The sequence below is a fragment of the Nostoc sp. genome (genome assembly GCF_036917235.1).
Classification (GTDB): Bacteria; Cyanobacteriota; Cyanobacteriia; order Cyanobacteriales; family Nostocaceae; genus Nostoc.
The window spans coordinates 135,272-153,969 of sequence record NZ_JBALDU010000114.1 but is presented as its reverse complement, the minus strand read 5'-3'; the positions used below and the strand labels follow the sequence as shown (position 1 = coordinate 153,969).

The window sequence follows — 18,698 nt, the reverse complement described above, 5'->3', positions numbered from 1 at the left end:
TAATTTTTATTTTTTACTTGTTGAAGGAATACAGATGGTAAACTCTGTACCACATCCTGGTATAGAATCAATTTCAATAGTTCCTCGATGTTTATCTACAACAATTTGATAAGCGATCGCCATTCCTAATCCGATTCCTTTACCCACAGGTTTAGTAGTGAACATATAGTCAAATACTCGTTGTTTTACCTCTTCTGACATCCCAATACCATTATCGGAAATCTGAATAATCACTTGTTTTTCATCAGTGAGTTCAGTCTGAATGCGAATTTGTCCTTCATTCTTTAGTAAGAATGACTCTTCTACAGCATCAATTGCATTCACTAGAACATTCATAAACACCTGATTTAGTTGCCCTGCATAGCATTCTACTAGAGGTAAATCACCATATTTCTTAAGGATGTGAATTTCTGGTTGATTAGGCGTGGCTGTCAGGCGATGATTCAGAATCATCAGAGTGTTGTCTAATCCTTCATTAATGTCTACAAATTTCATGTCTGCTTCATCAAGGCGCGAGAAATTACGCAGCGACAGCACAATTTGACGAATACGTTTGGTTCCCACTTGCATCGATGCCATTAATTTGGGTAAATCTTCTGCCAGAAACTCAATATCAAGGTCTTGGGCGCGATCGCTAATTTCGGGTGTAGGATTTGGGTAGGTTTGTTGATAAAGCTTGAGCAAATCGAGGATATCTTGGCTGTAAACGCTAGCATGATTGAGATTGGCATGAATAAAATTGGCAGGATTATTGATTTCATGTGCCACCCCAGCAACCAATTGTCCCAGGCTAGACATTTTTTCGGTGTGGATGAGTTGAGCTTGGGTATTTTGCAATTCTTTCAGGGTTTTGCTGAGTTGTTGCGCTTGCTGGCTAGAAACAAAGGCGCGATCGCGAATCTGTTCATATAGCTGCACCTGTCGCCATGCACCGATTAACCCAACCACCAGCAATCCTCCCAAAACGGCAGCCAACAGGTTCAACGCCTGTAATGGCGATTCAATATTTTCTTTTGGCACAATTAACGCTACTGACCAATTTGCCTCTCTCAGGGGAGTGTAAGCAACATAACTCCACTTACCATCCAGTTGAACCAATTCAATATTTGTGCGTTTAGCTACCATTTTTTGACTAATTTCAACTAATCTGGGATTGCGCGAGTTCAGAAAACTCTTGGCAGCTTTTTCGGGTGTGCCAATTAGTTCCGTGTTGGGATGGGCGATGGGAACTCCTTGAGAATTAAGCGCAAAGGCATAGCTATCCTTGCCTTGATGTAAATTGCTGATGACCTCAACTACCCGATTAATTGGAATTCCTCCCATTAAAACACCTGCTGGCTTTGTACCTCTTTCGGCAGGAATCGGCGAACTAATCTGAATTTGTAACTGATTGCTTGTACGTCCAATAATTGGATCGGCAGCTACCGTGTCACCCGCCATACTCCGCTGAAAAAATTCTCGGTCTTTAACATTTGGAGCACCTCCTTGAGTATTAATTAATGAACCATCCGGTATAGCAAACGCGATGAGCAAAAACGGTTGCAGCCGCTTCACCTCAGATTGCAAGTAAGGTTCCATCACAGACCAATCTAGCGATCGCACCACAACAGAATTTGCCAAAGTCTTAATTTCTGTCTTCCGAATGGCTAGCCAGTTATCGATATCATCCTGACCTTGCCGTGTTTTTAACAGTGCTTGTTCTTTGAGACTATCGAGCAATAACCCCTTAACAATCTTGTAACTAGTGATAGCTGTGGCGCTAATGCTAATGGACAGAATCACTACAATTGATAACAATAGTAAGTTTCGCGATCGCTTTTTCAAAGAATAGTAGTTTTTGTTGATTTTGGCAGTCCATCGGGGATTAATTTTCAACCATACTTTCTGCAATTTAAGAATCATCATAGCTTTACTCCAAGTTAAAATTTAAAAAGTAAAAATGAAAAGTGCTGAGTAAATTAGAAATTACTCAGCACTCATAACTCAGCACTCAGAACTAATTATTGTTGTTGAGTAGAGATTTGAATGACAAACTCTGTCCCCTTTCCAAGTTCGGAAGAACAAGAGAGCGAACCTCCATGTGCTTCTACCACAATTTGACGAGCGATCGCTAATCCTAATCCAGTACCTTTTCCTACAGGTTTGGTGGTGAACAAATGGTCAAATACTTTTTGTTTAATCTCCGGTGACATTCCCACGCCATTATCAGCAATCTTAATCAAAATATCCTGACCTGAGTCTGCTACACGAGTTTGAATGGTGATGCAATTGGGGTTGGCAAGAATCGCTTCCAAACTGCGTTCTGTATTGTATTGTTCAAGTGCATCAATGGCATTTGCTAACAAGTTCATAAACACTTGATTTAGTTGTCCTGCAAAGCATTCCACTAGGGGGAGTTTGCCATAATTCTTCACTACGTCAATTGCTGGACGGTTTTCGTTAGCTTTTAAACGGTGTCTGAGAATCAGAATAGTACTGTCAATGCCTTCATGAATATCAAAAGGAACTTTATAATCCTTATCTGCTCTGGAGAAGGTTCGCAAACTGGTACTAATACTGCGGATACGGCTAACACCCAATTTCATCGAGTCCAGCAATTTCGGTAAATCTTCGCGTAAATAATTCAGGTCGATGGCATCAATTTCATCTTGAATATCTAAGCCGGGATTGGGAAATTTTTCTTGATAAAGATTAATTAGTCCCAACAAATCTTTGACATAATCTTTGGCTGGTTCTAAGTTGCCAGCAATGAAGCCGATAGGATTGTTGATTTCATGGGCAACACCTGCTACCAAATTACCAAGGGCAGACATTTTTTCACCTTGGACTAATTGCAATTGCATCGTTTGGAGTTCTTGTAGTGCTTGTTGTAATTGTTGCTTTTGCTGTTGCAGCAATTGTTGTGCTTGCTGGCGTTCGGTGATGTCTTCAGATGTGCTAAGGATGCCAAAAACTTTTCCTTTTCTATCTTTTAGAGGAATTTTATTGGTATTAGACCACTTTTGTTTTTCATCTACTTGCTGCACAGTTTCGATAATGTTAAGTTCCGCTTCCCCAGACTCAATGATGCGGCGATCGCGCGTGACAAAAAAATCTGATTGCTCACTAGTCCAGGGAAGCTCGTAATCTGTTTTACCAATAACATTTTCTGGCACTCCTAGACCCCAAGTTTGAGTAAAGTTATGGTTACAGCCTAAATAAACACTATTGCAGTCTTTCCAGAAAACAGATTGTGGGATATTGTCAATAATTAATCGCAAAAATTGTTCAGTCTGTGCCAGGTTTTCTAGAGTATTTTGTGCTTGCTGATAAAGTCGGGCATTTTCTAGGGAGATTGCAGCTTGAGTACATAATAAATTGAGAATTTCGACGCGATCGCTAGTAAATGCTCCAGTCATCAAATTGTTTTCTAAATATAAAATCCCTAAGAGTTTCCCTTGATAGAGAATCGGTGTACATAGCAAGCTTTTCGGTTGCTGACGAATAATATAGGGATCGGCTATTAGCGCCGGATGCAATGCTGTATCAAAGATAACGGTAGATTGCAGGTTACGTTTTATGGCGTAAATTAGGCTATGGGGAACCTCTGCACTATCTTCCACAAAAATTGACTGTAACACCGTTGATTTTTGCCCAGCTTGAGCAGTCGCCTCAACTACCAATTTATTTTCTTTAAGCAGTAGTAACGCACACTTATCTGCTCCAGCATTTTCCATTACCACTTGCAGCAGCTTTGTAAGTAATTTATCTAGTTCAATTTCACTCGAAAGAGTCTGAGAGGCTTTTAAAACTGTTGCCAAATCTAGCATTATTGATGTGTTACTGCTAGAAGTTACTGATTTATTAATGCTGGGATGGAAGGTACTAATGCTCTCAATATTTGCGAATGTCTCATTAGGTGTGAATAGTGAACGCTTCTGTTGTAAAATCGGGGCTAGCAGTTGTGGATAACGCTGTTCTAAGTCATTGACTTTGGCTTTAGCATCCCAGTGTGTGTAGCAATAGTAAGCATTAATTAAATACTCTTGAGCAATGCGCTCTTTACCCCATTCTAAATAGAACTTGGCTGCAAGTTCGTTGGCGAGAGCTTCTTCGTTAATGTATTCGTTTTCTTTAGCTTTAGCAATGGCGCAATCGTATGATTCGATTGCATCCATATACTTGCCAGAAATTCTTGCTATTTCCGCAGATAACAATAGATATCGATGTAGAAAGTTGTCTGGACAACTATTAGCCCAAGTTTTATGAATTTGTTGATGCTCTCGAATAATGTCCCAATACTGCTTTTTCTTTTCTAATGTCAGATTGGGATAGAGAGCTATCAAACTGAGTGGATAATAGAAATGATACTGAATAATTGGGAAGAAACCAGAGTTACAACCAAGAGTTTTCTCAGCTTCTTCTGCTGCTTCCACAGCATCTGCGTAGCGCCCATAAAGGTACGATAATTGGATTTTAAGAAAGCAGTACCAATTAATTCCATGTTCAAAGTTGTTCTTCTGTCTCCACACTTCGATATAGGGAATATCTTCGTCATTGCGATGTTCTAATAAATCGGTGGTTTTAGATATAGCTTGCAAGTTTAATAAGAACTGCCGCTGTAAAGTAAAGGCATACAGCATATTGGCATCATTAACCTGTTGGACATAGCTCAGATATTTTTCAGTTTCCGCGTAAACATCTGAGAGGCGATCGCCTTTAATTAACATCGCCCAAATCAAAAACGAAACCGCCCAAACACCAAACACCAAATTTCCAGTTTCTTGACATATTTGGAATGATTGCTGAGAAAGCGGCAAATTCGTTTTTAAATGCTGATTATAGGGATTAATCGTGTGTGCAAAGATATTATTGGTTTTAAAAATAAATTGGGTGCTATTGAAGTGACGATCGAGTTTTAGCGCTAATGTACCGAACTCATAAGCAGTTTGATAATTTCCTTGATTTGCCAGACTCATCCCATATAAACAGTAAGCAAAACCAGAACTTTCAGCATTGCCATATTTCAACGATAAATCGATCATTAATAAAGGAGCCAAGCAACTGAGGTGTTGATCTCCTCCCATATAAGCGGCTGCCCAAACGTCAGCTAAAAGACCCATACAGACCTTTTTATCTGGATCTATCATCTGGGGCAAATTGAATAAATCTGCTGTACAAATCCTTTGAAGTTTAGCTTTTAATTCTTGAAGTTCAGTTTCGATGGCAGCTTGCTGTTCTTCAGAAGTAACTGGTAAATGCATACCCATGATGCTTAAAGCTTTCAACCCAGCTGCAAAGCCAGCTTCGATATTTTCACCCTGAGTCATTTTCAGGTACATCTGAATCCCATAAATCTCTGCTTTCTCAAACTTATTATGGCTATTATTTAATGCTAAATCGAATAATATCTCTGCTTGGTCAAAATCGCCAGTTAAATATTCACACTCCGCGGATTGCCGATATAAATCAAATGTAAGCTGATAGTTACTTTGCCAGTCTTCTTCTATGAGCAAGTTTCTGCCTAATGTGAAATATTTAACGGCTGCTCTATAAGCAGTTGAAGCTTTGGCTTTCTTGCCAGCAATGAGATTAAGTTGAGCCAGTCCAGATTTTTGCGATTGTTCATGAATTATATAAATCCCCTCATTTAACTGATTAACAATATCAAAAATACTGGCTTCAATTAGTTCAGGCAATGTATTATTTAAGAGTAATTGCCCAATTTTAAAATGAGTAGCTTTTCTTTGAGATTCAGGAATCAAAGAATAGGCAGCTTGCTGAACACGGTCATGGAGAAACTTGTAGGAACAGGATTCAGGAGAATTGTATTGCTTAAATTCTGAATTCTGAATTCTGTTATCAAAACGGGGTGTAGCCCATTCTGAGTCCTCTTGATAGAATTTGTAAACCTCATTGATCGGGATAATCAGCCCATCCTGTACAGCTTTCCAAAAATCTGCGGCTGTTTCCACCTGGGATTTTTCATGGACGATCGCTAATGTCCCTAGATCGAATTGGTTTCCCACACAAGCTGCTAATTTCAAAACTTCTTGAGTTTCGGTTGACAATTTTTGCAGTTGAATTGCCATGAACTCTACAACATCATCAGTAAGAGCGATCGCTCGTACTTGAGCAATATCACATTCCCACCCCCCTTGATTTCCCTGAAGGGGTGCAAATGTAATTAGTTGATCTTGGTGTAGTGCTTTAAGAAACTGAGTACTGAAGAAAGGATTACCTTTAGTTTTGCTCAATACCAACTCTGTTAACGGTGCAGCTAACGCTAGAGAACAACTCAATGTATCTGCAACTAAATGATTGACAGATATTTGATCGAGGGGAGCTAAGGTAATTGTATTGACTGTAGCACCTAACTTCTGAATCTCTTCTAAAGTCAGCATCAGCGGATGTACTGGGTTGACTTCGTTATCTCGATAAGCACCAATTAATAGTAGATAGCCGATGTCAGCTTCGCTCATTAACAAGTGTATTAACTTTAGAGAAGCAGAATCTGCCCATTGCAAATCATCAATAAAGATCGCTAATGGATGTTCTAATGCAGTGAAGACTTGAGTGAATTTCAAAAACAGCGAATTGAAGCGATTTTGTGCCGCACTTCCAGAGAGTTCCGGCGCTGGTGGCTGTTTACCAATCATACTTTCCAGTTCTGGAATCACCTCAATCATCACTTGTCCGTTCTCACCCAAAGCAGAGATAATTTTGGACTTCCATTGCTCAAATTGGGTATCAGTTTCACTCAGCAGTTGCCCGATTAAATCTCGAAAAGCTTGCACAAAAGCAGAGAAAGGAATGTTGCGCCCGAACTGGTCAAATTTACCTTTAATGAAATAACCCCGTTGTCGCACAATTGGCTTGTGGACTTCGTTTACCACAGCAGTTTTGCCAATGCCAGAGAAACCTGCTACCAAGATAATTTCAGTGCTTCCCTGACTGACTCTCTCAAAGGCATCCAGTAAGTTTTCAACTTCAGTTTGGCGACCGTAGAGTTTTTCTGGGATGATAAAGCGATCGCAAATATCCCGCTGACCTAATTGAAAGGATTTAACCCTGCCAATTTCCTGCAATTGAGACAAACATTTTTCTAAATCAAATTTCAGCCCTAATGCGCTCTGATAGCGGTCTTCAGCGTTTTTCGCCATCAACTTCATCACAATCTCACAAAGAACTTCGGGAATCTCTTCTTCCCTGCCCCTTAATTGTTCTGGTTGCTTGGCAATATGACAGTGAACCAACTCCATCGGATCGTTAGACTCAAAGGGTAGGTGTCCAGTCAGTAATTCATAGAAGGTAACGCCGAGGGAATAGTAATCACTGCGATAGTCGATTCCGCGATTCATCCGCCCGGTTTGTTCGGGGGAAAGGTAGGCGAGAGTACCTTCTAAGACATTAGGACTATAAATTTCCTGGGTTTCTCTGGGTAAAAGAGAGGCAATACTAAAGTCAATCAACTTGACTTGCTTAGTTTCCGGGTTGATGAGGATGTTGGCTGGCTTGATATCTTTGTGGATAATTCGATGGCGATAAAGTCCGTCAAGAGTATTACTCAGAGCGATCGCAATATCCAAGAACTCTGTCAGAGTATATTGGTTGCTCCCTATTTTTTGGTTGAGCCAATCTTTAAGGGAAATACCGCCAAAATCCTCCATCACTAAAGCATAGCTGTTGCGGTAAGGTTCCAGACTGTAGGGATGAACAATACCGGGTAGGTCAAGATTTTTAGCAATCGTGTACTGATTACGGAACAGCAGCAGTTCATTGAAGGTAGGATACTCTTGCTGGAGCAGTTTAATCACAACCGGAAGTCGATCCGCCTCTCGAATAGCCCGGTAAACTAAGGTTCTGGAGCCTGCATAAAGTTGCTCGCTAATTTGATAGTTCAAAAGCTTGTCCATCGGCTCAACTGCTGTATTCATACTTCATCAACTCTTGTGAAATCAGCTACTTATTTAAAGTAGTTTGCCCAAGAATAAGCTTTTGCTAACTCAGATTTCTTTTAAACAATCGCATTTTACGTGTGTAATCTATCTGTAGCTCCTTCAGCAAAACTACCGCTATTTCCGGTAAAATCAAGTTCTAAGGACTGTGGATTTGGGAGAAACTTGGGGTGCCTACACTTGGTGTTAACATTGACCACATCGCCACTATTCGGCAAGCGCGTCGGACGGTGGAACCAGATCCAGTAGCGGCGGCGGTACTGGCAGAATTAGCGGGTGCAGATGGAATTACGGTGCATCTGCGCGAAGATCGGCGGCATATCCAAGATCGGGATGTACTGCTGTTGCGGCAAACAGTGCGATCGCATCTTAATTTAGAAATGGCCGCAACAGATGAAATGCTAGCGATCGCTCTCGATATCAAACCAGATTACGTGACTTTAGTGCCCGAAAAGCGCGAAGAAGTAACAACAGAAGGCGGACTAAATATTGTCGGGCAAATTGCTAGAATAGGTGAAATCGTCGATAAATTGCAAAGCGCTAGCATTCCAGTTAGTTTATTTATCGATGCCGAACCAGCACAAATTGAAGCATCTGTCAAGATACAGGCGCAGCTTATTGAATTGCACACCGGACAATATGCTGAGGCTAAAGATGAAACAAATCGCCACCGAGAATTAGCCGTATTAGCTAAAGGGTGTGAACAAGCGATTCAAGTCGGATTGCGAGTTAACGCTGGTCATGGACTCACCTACTGGAACGTCTATCCGGTAGCTGCGCTTCCAGGCATGGAAGAACTGAACATTGGTCATACCATCATCAGTCGGGCAGCATTAGTAGGTATGGAAAGGGCAGTCCGCGAGATGAAACAAGCTATAAGAGGGAATGGGGCATAAGGGGCAGAGGGGCAGAGGGGAAAAATTTACTGCAACTTCTCTCCTGCTCCCCTGCTCCCCTGCTCCCGTATCTTAAAAGAGGGGTTGTCACTGCGAAATCTAGAAATTGGGATCAAATCTTCAGCAAAAACTTCTATGAGCGCAACACAATCTAACAACTTGCCACTTTGGGTACAGGATCGGGATAAGGTGATAGCAGAAAGCACTGATGTCGAGTGGCGCTATCAGACACCACCTGATTATTCCCGTTCAAATGAAAATCTTGCTAAAGAAAGTATCTACAATCATCTTGAAGGAACACTGGAAGCGATCGTGCAAAATTTGGTGAGAACCTTCGAGATGGAGGTATCCTTCAAAGCTAACCCGCAAGAGTGGTTATCTGTTGTGAATGAACAGTTTCGCGTCAGTACCAATGGTGGAGTAGAGTATACCGCAGCAGATGTATCAGCCCAAGGTACTTACAATCTATTTATGCCTGATTCAGAGCATTACAAAGCTTCAGAAGAAACCTTTGAATCATCCGCAAAAGTCTTCCACACAACATTCCCTCAAGGATTTCCTTGGGAAGTTCTGGAAGTTTTCTCAGGACCCCCAAATGTCACATTTAAATGGCGGCATTGGGGACATTTTAACGGAGAATATAAAGGCCATGCATCTACTGGAGAGACAATAGAAATTATCGGCATGAGCATTGCAAAAGTTACCGATGACTTGAAGGTTATTTCCTTAGAACACTACTTTGACAATAATCTGTTCTTGGAAAAGCTAACATCTGGTGGCAAACAGACAAAATCTGAAAACCAGAAAAGTGCTTGTCCGTTCAGTTCTTGGTTCAAGAAATCCCAGAAAAGTTAGTAGTTTGTCAGGGTACAGAGTCACTGTGCCCTGAAATTATTCACATAGCAACCAAAGGATGCAAATGCAAACATACCATTACGTTTTGGCAAGTCACCGCTTTCTTCTCGAAGAAGAACCGATACACGAAGTTCTCAAAGAACGCAACCGTAACTACCACGAACAAGAAAAACAAATAGATTTTTGGTTGGTTGAACAACCAGCTTTCTTGGAAACACCGCAGTTTAAAGAGTTGAAGGCAAAGTGTCCTCAACCAGCAGTCGCAATTATTTCTACAAATCCTCAATTTATCACTTGGTTAAAACTGCGTTTAGAGTACGTCATCACTGGCGAATTCCAGGCTCCTTCTGAAGCAATACCAGATGCTTTAGCATCGTTAGTTACCGTATCTTAAGCATAGGGCATTGGACATTGGGCATGGAGAAAAGACAAGAAAGACGGGGCAGACAAGGGAGAGACTTGTTCAATAATTCCCCCTTGTCTCCTCTGCCCTCCTGCCCCTCTGCCTCTTCCCCACACCCTAATTTTATTTTTAAGTAACAAAATATATTTTTTGACACATATTTCATCACCATACTGAAGTAGCTAGGTTTTCAGCTTTTTTCTTATAAAATCTTCTAGGACACCTTAATTTACATAATCTAACTTTTGTGCATAGATTTCATAATTTACCAAGTGTTTTAGGATTAGCGATTGTAGGGTTGATTGGTGGCATGAGTTCTGTACTTGCTCAAAAAACCATTCCCTCTTGTCAACCACCAAATGCAGGTGAGTATCTTTTATTAGTAGTGAGTCCCACAGCAAATAATCAAAAGCAGTTACGTAGTGCCTTACCACCCGAACTTAAAACTATCACCTGCAAATATCTCAACGAAACCGTGACGCGAGTCGGGGGCTTTAACAAAATTGACGATGCCAATCGTTGGGCAAGATATGTCAGCAATATTGTTGGCTTATCTGCCATAATTACCACTCGACCAACAACAACGGCAGATGTGCAGCCGCAGCCACAACAGTCACAGCCAAAACCACCTCAGCAGACAGTCAGCTATAATCCTCAAGCATTAGGAGAAGGTTATGCAGTACTGGTAGATTATTACAACCGTCCAGAATTAGTAAATAGTGTGCAGCAAGTGGTGGGAGGTAACGTCGGTTTTGTTTCTTATGGACAACGCCCTTACTTGCTGGCAGTTTATACCACTAACCAAAGTGAAGCATATAATACATTGCAAAAGCTAAACAATGGTGGTTTCGTTGCCAGCCTAGTAGATAGTCGTAAAGTGATTCTGCTACGCTCGACTGTGCGGTTTTAGCGATCTTAAGTTCACTGGCATACTGATGCGATCTACCAGAGTGGTAATTTGTCAATTGACCTAATTTGTGATTTTAAATTCAAAATTCCAAAGGGTTTTCAGCGAATATATTTATGCTCGCTTTGCGTGAAGCAAGTTATTTGGAACAAATCCTTTCATCCTTAATCCCCTGAATTTATTCACGGGGTAAATCTAAAATCCAAAATTGATTGACAAATTACCAGTTACTAATTATCAATATCCCCTCAAATAAAAATTTATTGCCCTAATTTAATAAGCAGACCTAGCTAACCAATAAATGGTTATACCCAAAGCCGATCCAGCGATTACCTGAACTGGTGTATGTCCGAGTAATTCTTTCAGACGGTCTTGGCTAAAGTCTGGTTTTTCATGGAATAATTCATCAATCATTTGATTGAGAATACGAGCTTGCTTACCAGCCGCTTGTCGAACTCCGGCTGCATCATACATGACAATGATGGCAAAAACGATCGCAACGGCAAAATCAGGAGATGCCCAACCCAGCGTTTGCCCTACACCAGCGGCTAGGGCTGTAACCAGAGCCGAATGGGCACTGGGCATACCTCCGGTTGTCACCAAAACACGCACATTCAATTTGCGATGTTTGACGATCTCAACTACGAGCTTTAATGCTTGAGCAATTAAACAAGCTACCAGAGCAACCAGCAGCACCCGGTTGTCTAAAATGTTGCCTATGTCCTGCATGGTATTTTGGTTAGGTTAGTAAATATTAGCAGCAGTTGTTGGTTGAGGAAACATTTAGATTCAACCCAAAATCCCAAATCAATCTAGTACATCACGGTGGAAACAGACCAACTATTCAAAATTACCTAAAAGCTTATCAAGTAAGCTTTTTTAATTTTGAATGAGTGAATTTTGAATTCCGCTGGGCAGTAGTACAGTATGGTGTAAATAAACTACCCATTCCCAATCAATAAAACACTAAAGCGTTACTAGTTATTACGGCTGGTAATAAAATGAGCGATCGCTTGCAGTGGTTTGGCTCTGTCTCCAAATGGTTCTAATTCCACACAAGCTTCTTTAACTAGCTCTTGAGCTTTTGAGCGCGATTCCTCAAGTCCCCAAAGGCTAGGATAGGTCACTTTCTTAGCTCTTTGGTCTTTGCCAGCTGTTTTACCTAATTGCTCTTGGGTAGAAGTGATATCCAAAATATCATCGATGATTTGGAATGCTAGCCCAATATTTTGAGCATAACGGGTTAGTCGCTGCACATCTTCAGGTGATGCATTAGCAATCAGCCCGCCACAAACTACGCAAGCTTCCAACAGGGCGGCTGTTTTGTGTTTATGAATGAAATTTAGGGTTTCTAAGGAAATATCTGATTTACCTTCCGACTCTAAATCGACAACTTGACCGCCGACCAAACCACCTGCCCCCAAGGCTTTGCCAAGACGGGCAATAACCTGCAAGACCACCTCTCTCTTAACACTTTGGGGGGTTTGAATGGCAACAGACTCAAAAGCAAGAGCCAACAAGCCATCGCCAGCCAAAATCGCTACATCTTCCCCATAGACTTTATGATTCGTCAGCTTTCCACGACGGTAATCGTCATTATCCATCGCTGGCAGGTCGTCATGTATCAACGACATTGTGTGGAGCATCTCCACAGCACAAGCTGTTGGCATGGCCATGTCAATGGTTCCACCCATCATTTCACAGGTGGCAAGGCAAAGAATGGGACGTATACGCTTACCTCCAGCTAATAACGAGTAGCGCATCGCCTCATAAATCTTTTCTGGATAAACGATCGGGATAGCCCGATCTAAAGCATTATCACAAAGCTTTTGTCGCTCTTTTAGATAGGCTGCTAAGTTAAATGTGGCTTCCTCTGGTGGTGTCTTTTGGACGTTATCAGTTGCTACCATTCTTTAATTCCTGACATTTTGCGATTTTTGCCTTATACGTCACAATTTTAAGGTGCTGTGGGACTGAAAAAAATGAAGAGTTAGGAGCAAAGACGCGATTAATCGCGTCTGTACGAGATTTAGAAGTTAAGAGTTATTAACAATAACTTTTAACTCTTCACTACTCTTTCTTCTTTTGCCGCTCTGGAATAGCTAGCGAATGTATTTTCCAACAATATGGCAACAGTCATCGGGCCAACACCACCAGGAACTGGGGTGATAAATCCTGCGATATCAGCGGTTGATTCAAAATGGACATCGCCAATGAGACGACTTTTGCCATTAGCATCGGTGACGCGATTCATCCCCACATCTACCACAACAGCGCCCGGTTTCACCATATCAGCAGAGATCAATCCGGGACGACCTACTGCTGCAATTAGAATATCAGCATTTTGGGTGATGCTTTTGAGGTCATGCGATCGCGAGTGAGCGATCGTGACAGTGGCATCAGCTTCTAATAGCATCAGCGCCATCGGTTTACCCACCAAAATACTGCGCCCCACCACTACTGCTTGTTTTCCCTGCAAAGGAATCTCATATTCTTGTAAAAGCCGCATCACACCAGCCGGGGTACAGCTGCGTAAACCGCTTTCTCCCCGTACTAGTCGACCCAAGTTAACTGGGTGCAGTCCATCAGCATCTTTATCGGGATCGATTTGATGTAGCAGAGTTACAGCATCCAGGTGGTTAGGTAAGGGCAATTGCACAAGAATACCATCCACTTTTTTATCCTGGTTGAGTGCAGCAATTACCTCTTCTAACTCCTCAAGGGTAGTTTCGGCAGAAAAATGCTGACCAAAAGAAGCGATCCCAACTTTAGCGCAGGCTTTTTCTTTATTGCGTACATAAGCCGCTGATGCTGGGTTATCACCAACCATCAACACTGCTAAACCAGGTGGTCGTCCAATTTTTGGTTGTAATTGTGTAATCGCAACAGAAAGTTCTTGCTGAATTTTTGCTGCTATTGCTTTCCCATCAAGGATTTTGGCAGTTTTTGTTTCCATGAAAATTCCCAGCTATGTTCGCTTGTTATCCAAAGTCCAAAATGAAAATATTGACTCTTGACTCTTGACTTTCAACTATTATTGTGTTGCTGTTTGATGTCGTAGCGTTTCTCTCACAGTAAATCCATAATGTTTATTTTCTCAGATCAACGGCATCATCTGAAGAATAAAGAATTGGGAGAGTGGGAGTGGGGGAGCAGGGGAGCATACTTCTCTACGAGACGCTGCGCGTAGCTTGCTTCCCCGGAGGGGTACGACTGCGCTCAGTAACCGGAGGGACAGGGGAGAAGTCAGTTGCAGTAAGTCTTTCGCCTTTGCACCTCTGCCTCTTGTGCCAAATGCCCAAAATAAATAAATCGGTGGCTTTTATGCGACAAATAAGAAATTTATCTCTTTCGTTCTTGTACGGGCACAGTATTGTTCCTTACCGTTTGGGGTTGACTTTTTTCCTGATCGCAGGACTTTGTAGTTGTGGTAACTTGACATCGCCTGGTTTGCGTGGGGCTGGCTTAAAAATTGGTACAAATGTCACTCCAATTGGAGAGATTAAACCAAAACAAGACAATCAGGCTATAGTTTACATCCAAGGTCAGGTAGAAAAGCAAGCTCCCCTGATCAAACAGTGGGCTTATAAAATAAAGGACTCAACGGGCAAAATTTGGGTTGTCACCAATCAAAAAAATCTGGGTGAAGGTTCAGAAGTTGTAATTAAGGGTAAAGTTCGCTACCGAAGTATTCCCTTAGCTGGCAAAGAATTGGGGGAAGTTTATTTAGAAGAAGAATAGTCAGCAATTAAAAATAAAGACATGAATAATCAACAGGTGCACGTAGCGATCGCAATTCTCTACCAAAAAAACAAGTTTCTCATGCAACTGCGTGACAACATCCCCGGTATTCTTTACCCTGGTTATTGGGCGCTGTTTGGCGGACACATCGAACCTGGTGAAACGCCAGATGTAGCGGTAAAACGAGAAATTTTAGAAGAAATCGGCTATAATCTACCACCCTTTCTTGAATTTGGCTCTTATCCCAACGAAAAAGTTGTCCGTCATGTCTTTCATGCACCACTCTTGGTGGAATTAAATCAACTGGTTCTGAATGAGGGCTGGGATATGGCCTTATTTACGCCAGAAGATATTCGCCAAGGTAACTGTTATTCACAAAATGCTGGCGAAGTGCGACCTTTAGGGGCAATGCATCAGAAAATTATGTTGGATTTTCTTGAGAAAAATCCAACATAATTTGGGGATAAGTCATTTGTCATTTGTCATTTCTCATTGGGCATTGATTATTAATTCTTCTTCCCCTACTCCCTGCTCTCCCCCATTCCTTATTCTTCACATCCCAAGAAGCCAAAATAAAGTTAGAACGAACTCTTATGGGATCATCACTAATGCAATCAGCAAACAAACTGCCGCGATGGTTAACTATAGGATTAGCATTTCCCATTGCCATTCTCAACGGCTGGCTATTGCTCCAGGTTATACAGTATTTTCAACCCTTAGTTAGCATTATCGCCGCCGCCATCCTACTAGCTTTTGTCTTGAATTATCCAATCCAGTTTCTCCAGGAACAAGGGGTGAAACCCAACTTAGCGATCGGAGGAGTGTTGCTTTTGACTCTGGTGGTTTTAGTAGCTTTAGGCATCACCTTGGTGCCCTTGATTATTCAACAGCTAGTTGAACTGGCTAATATTTTGCCCAGTTGGATTGATTCTGGCACTCAGCAGCTGCAAGCTTTTCAGGATTGGGCGTTAAGTCAACAGCAACTTCCAATTAATTTAAGTGGTTTATTTACCCAAGTTCTGGAACGATTATCTAACCAACTTCAGTCCTTCACTGGTAGAATTCTTGGTTTTGCCGTCGATACCATTGGTATTGTCCTCAATGTGCTGCTAGCGGTAGTATTGACTATCTACCTAATATTGAATGGTGAACGTCTTTGGGACGGAATTTTTCAGTGGTTTCCCCCTAATATTGGGTCAAGAGTACGGGAATTGCTGCGAGAGGATTTCCACAATTACTTTATCGGTCAAGCAACATTGGGAGCTGTGTTAGGGGTGACAATTACACTAGTATTTTTAGCGCTGCAAGTTCCCCTAGCTCTACTTTTTGGCATTGGTATTGGCTTATTTTCACTCTTCCCCTTTGGTACAGGAGTCGGTATCGCCATAGTCAGTTTGTTGGTAGCGCTGCAAAATTTTTGGTTAGGGGTGGAAGTCTTAGGTGTAGCTGTTGCGATCGACCAAGTTAATTCTAATATTATTGCACCTCGAATTCTCAGCAATTTGACTGGCTTAAATCCTGTGTGGGTGGTGATTTCTTTATTGCTGGGTGCAAAGTTGGGAGGAGTACTGGGTTTATTAGTTGCGATCCCGATTGCCAGCTTTATCAAGGATATAACAGATAGCTGGCGGGCTGGAGAGTTTAATAAAATAGAGGATATAGAGTCAGAACCCGTGGCGGTAAAAAGTGAGAGAGCAGGAACTTATGGCTAAAGTTTCATCATTCAGATTAACTGAAAAACTGGTACGATAGTCGATAAATAAACTGCAAAATCTTAATTTAAAATGTCAACAAACAAGAAGCTATTATTTTGCGATCAATAGTTTTATAGAAAGCTTCGTCAAGATAATAACGGAATACAACGCTTGCAGAACATGACTGCGAAGCTCTATGCCAGAGACCATAAGCAGTCAGTATTTGGAAAAAATGAAAAGTTGTTTAAAACTTACCTTTAATAATGGGAAAACAGCATTAGCTACTCAAGTTGAGAAGCCAGAAGAATTGCCTTATGCTCTTGAGACAATAGGGCTGTGCGGTTCGCGTCCTGTTCTAGTAGTAGTGGGGGGTGCAAGTAACATCAGTGAAGCTGACTTTTTCCGTATTCAACGGTTGTTTGTGGAAGTTTTAGCCCCCATCGCCGAAACTTTGGGGGCTTATGTCGTGGATGGGGGTACGGATGCAGGAATTATGCAAATGATCGGTGCGGCTCGTACCCAAATAGGTGCTAAGTTTGCTTTAGTTGGTGTAATACCTGAAGGCAAAGTAGCTTTACCTAATCATTCGGAAACTGCTGCTGATTTAACACCGTTAGAGGCAAACCATACTCATTTCGTGCTAGTTCCTGGTAACGATTGGGGCGACGAGTCTCCTTGGATATCTTGTATTGCGACTATGCTGGCCAATGATGCACCTTCGATAACACTACTCTTGAATGGTGGTGAAATTACCTTTAAGGATGCGCTTTCTAGCGTTGATAATGGAAGGGTCGTTCTTGTGATTGCTGGTAGTGGTAGAACCGCAGATATACTTGCAGATGCCTTGCGGGGAAAGGCTACTGATGAACGAGCCAAAAACCTAGCTAAATCTGGTACATTACAATACATCGACTTAATCGACATAGAGAAAGGAGTTGAGAATTTAGGCAAAGTAATTAAGGGGTTACTTTCTAATTAGGAGTAAAAATGGCTAAAAAAATAGTTATCACGAATTTTTAAAAGAAGATTTTAACAAGTTATTTGCAGGTATTAACTTAGGTGATGTGCAAAAACATTTTTTGCGATCGCGCTGGTTAGAACAAGTACTTTTGATGGAAAATAAGGCGAATTTCTCACGCGATCGCCATTATTTTTACGGATAACAACTATTATTGGTGGTGCAATTTTCTCGCCATTGGTAAGTCTAAATATTAACACTAATTTCAAACCTAACAATAGGGATATCATTATGTGGTCAACTTTTGGTTTGAGCCAAATAGTTGCTATTAGTGCTGCCATTGAAGAGTTTTTTCACTATGGAGAACGCTGGCGACACTATCGCCGAACAGTTGAATCTATGAAAACCCAAGGTTGGCAATTTTCACAGTTGACGGGTCCTTATCGTATTTATCCAATCTGAATTCTGACTCCTGACTCCTTCTTATAAAATCGGTATAAATTAATCCTCTAAAATCTGGATTTCATCAAGTTTATTAATCACCACATCCGCACCTCGGACATTATCTGGCTTACCTACCCAAGTAATACCAATACAACCTGCGGCTTTAGCATTACGCGCCATTTGCATATCACCAACTGCATCACCCACCATCAAGGTAGCGCTCGGTTCAACTCCCAAAGCTTGGCAAGCTTGTAAAAATAGCACTGGATCTGGTTTACTCGGCCCTTCATCTACGCCCATTTCCAACTGGATATAATCACTTAATTCGTGATTGGCTACAAAATTACGTACTTCTTCAGTTGTCGCAGCTGAGAGGATGCCAAGTTTTAGCCCACCATCTCGCAGGTATTTCAAAATTTCTAGGCTACCCACAAACAATGGTGAAGGAGTTTTCCCAATATATTTTTCCGCTTCATCCAAAGCTTGACGGGCTATTTTTAAGCACTCAAACCATCCTCTTCCTGTTTCGGCAATATATGCCGCAGCCGCAACTTCTGTTTCACGGCGGCTTGCTACTGATATTAAACCTGCGGGATCTAGAAAATTGCCATTGATGCCAAATGCCATTAATAGGGGTTCCCCAGTTCCAGGGATTTGAGCATCTATTAATCTTGCTGCTTTTTGTGCTAGCGATCGCAAATACGTTTCTGAATCTTCTAGAGTACCGTTTTTGTCAAACAAAATTGCCTGGATATTATCAAAAGTGATATTTTTACATTTAATGGTTGCCATAATATTTAACTTCTAACTACTCCCAACTCTTTACTTTCAGCGATTCTCCACATAAAAAAAGAGGGAAAAAC

General features: G+C 41.5%; 15 protein-coding genes. 9 read left to right on the top strand and 6 right to left on the bottom strand.

All coding sequences use genetic code 11. From position 1 onward, the window contains the following. Window positions 1–6: 6 nt before the first annotated feature. Together V7K44_RS32875 and V7K44_RS32870 are read right to left on the bottom strand one after the other, a co-directional pair. Complete coding sequence (locus tag V7K44_RS32875) at window positions 7–1,902, bottom strand: sensor histidine kinase (RefSeq protein WP_334938324.1); 1,896 nt, start codon at window positions 1,900–1,902, stop codon at window positions 7–9. A 98-nt stretch (window positions 1,903–2,000) separates the two neighbouring features. Beyond that, on the bottom strand, window positions 2,001–7,916 hold the full coding sequence (locus V7K44_RS32870) for an AAA family ATPase (protein ID WP_334938250.1): 5,916 nt from the start codon (window positions 7,914–7,916) through the stop codon (window positions 2,001–2,003). 191 nt (window positions 7,917–8,107) lie between these two features. On the opposite strand from V7K44_RS32870, the gene V7K44_RS32865 reads away from it, so the two are divergent. From V7K44_RS32865 to V7K44_RS32850, 4 genes are all read left to right on the top strand, one after another. After that, window positions 8,108–8,833, top strand: a complete 726-nt coding sequence (locus tag V7K44_RS32865; RefSeq protein WP_334938248.1) for a pyridoxine 5'-phosphate synthase — start codon at window positions 8,108–8,110, stop codon at window positions 8,831–8,833. Window positions 8,834–8,968: 135 nt separating this feature from the next. Next, entirely contained in the window at window positions 8,969–9,688 is a 720-nt protein-coding gene (locus V7K44_RS32860) for a SnoaL-like polyketide cyclase (protein WP_334938246.1), read from the top strand. Window positions 9,689–9,752: 64 nt separating this feature from the next. Further along, window positions 9,753–10,082, top strand: a complete 330-nt coding sequence (locus tag V7K44_RS32855; protein WP_334938244.1) for an MgPME-cyclase complex family protein — start codon at window positions 9,753–9,755, stop codon at window positions 10,080–10,082. 256 nt (window positions 10,083–10,338) lie between these two features. Then, window positions 10,339–11,001 carry a hypothetical protein gene (locus V7K44_RS32850; RefSeq protein WP_334938242.1) on the top strand — a complete coding sequence of 221 codons (663 nt, stop codon included), beginning with the start codon at window positions 10,339–10,341 and terminating at the stop codon, window positions 10,999–11,001. Window positions 11,002–11,271: 270 nt separating this feature from the next. On the opposite strand, the gene V7K44_RS32845 is transcribed toward V7K44_RS32850, so the two are convergent. The 3 genes from V7K44_RS32845 to folD all read right to left on the bottom strand — a co-directional run bounded on the left by V7K44_RS32845 (window position 11,272) and on the right by folD (window position 13,954). Further along, window positions 11,272–11,727: a divergent PAP2 family protein gene (locus tag V7K44_RS32845; protein ID WP_094350479.1), complete on the bottom strand. Its 456-nt coding sequence runs from the start codon at window positions 11,725–11,727 to the stop codon at window positions 11,272–11,274. A 248-nt stretch (window positions 11,728–11,975) separates the two neighbouring features. Further along, window positions 11,976–12,908, bottom strand: coding sequence for a geranylgeranyl diphosphate synthase CrtE (gene crtE / locus V7K44_RS32840; RefSeq protein ID WP_334938240.1), 933 nt, complete (start codon window positions 12,906–12,908; stop codon window positions 11,976–11,978). A gap of 149 nt (window positions 12,909–13,057) precedes the next feature. Beyond that, window positions 13,058–13,954: a bifunctional methylenetetrahydrofolate dehydrogenase/methenyltetrahydrofolate cyclohydrolase FolD gene (gene folD, locus V7K44_RS32835; RefSeq protein ID WP_334938238.1), complete on the bottom strand. Its 897-nt coding sequence runs from the start codon at window positions 13,952–13,954 to the stop codon at window positions 13,058–13,060. Window positions 13,955–14,322: 368 nt separating this feature from the next. Here folD and V7K44_RS32830 point away from each other — a divergent pair, with 368 nt between their 5' ends. The 5 genes from V7K44_RS32830 (at window position 14,323) to V7K44_RS32810 (ending at window position 17,853) form a co-directional block, all read left to right on the top strand. Continuing rightward, complete coding sequence (locus tag V7K44_RS32830; protein ID WP_334938236.1) at window positions 14,323–14,739, top strand: hypothetical protein; 417 nt, start codon at window positions 14,323–14,325, stop codon at window positions 14,737–14,739. Between the two features lie 21 nt (window positions 14,740–14,760). After that, window positions 14,761–15,195 (top strand): NUDIX hydrolase, encoded by a 435-nt coding sequence (locus V7K44_RS32825; RefSeq protein WP_334938234.1) that lies wholly within the window; start codon window positions 14,761–14,763, stop codon window positions 15,193–15,195. Window positions 15,196–15,347: 152 nt separating this feature from the next. After that, entirely contained in the window at window positions 15,348–16,451 is a 1,104-nt protein-coding gene (locus V7K44_RS32820) for an AI-2E family transporter (protein WP_334938322.1), read from the top strand. Between the two features lie 214 nt (window positions 16,452–16,665). Beyond that, entirely contained in the window at window positions 16,666–17,412 is a 747-nt protein-coding gene (locus tag V7K44_RS32815) for a hypothetical protein (protein WP_334938232.1), read from the top strand. Between the two features lie 216 nt (window positions 17,413–17,628). Next, window positions 17,629–17,853, top strand: coding sequence for a DUF4231 domain-containing protein (locus V7K44_RS32810; RefSeq protein ID WP_334938230.1), 225 nt, complete (start codon window positions 17,629–17,631; stop codon window positions 17,851–17,853). 39 nt (window positions 17,854–17,892) lie between these two features. On the opposite strand, the gene V7K44_RS32805 is transcribed toward V7K44_RS32810, so the two are convergent. Continuing rightward, complete coding sequence (locus tag V7K44_RS32805) at window positions 17,893–18,627, bottom strand: HAD family hydrolase (protein WP_334938228.1); 735 nt, start codon at window positions 18,625–18,627, stop codon at window positions 17,893–17,895. Window positions 18,628–18,698: the final 71 nt, after the last annotated feature.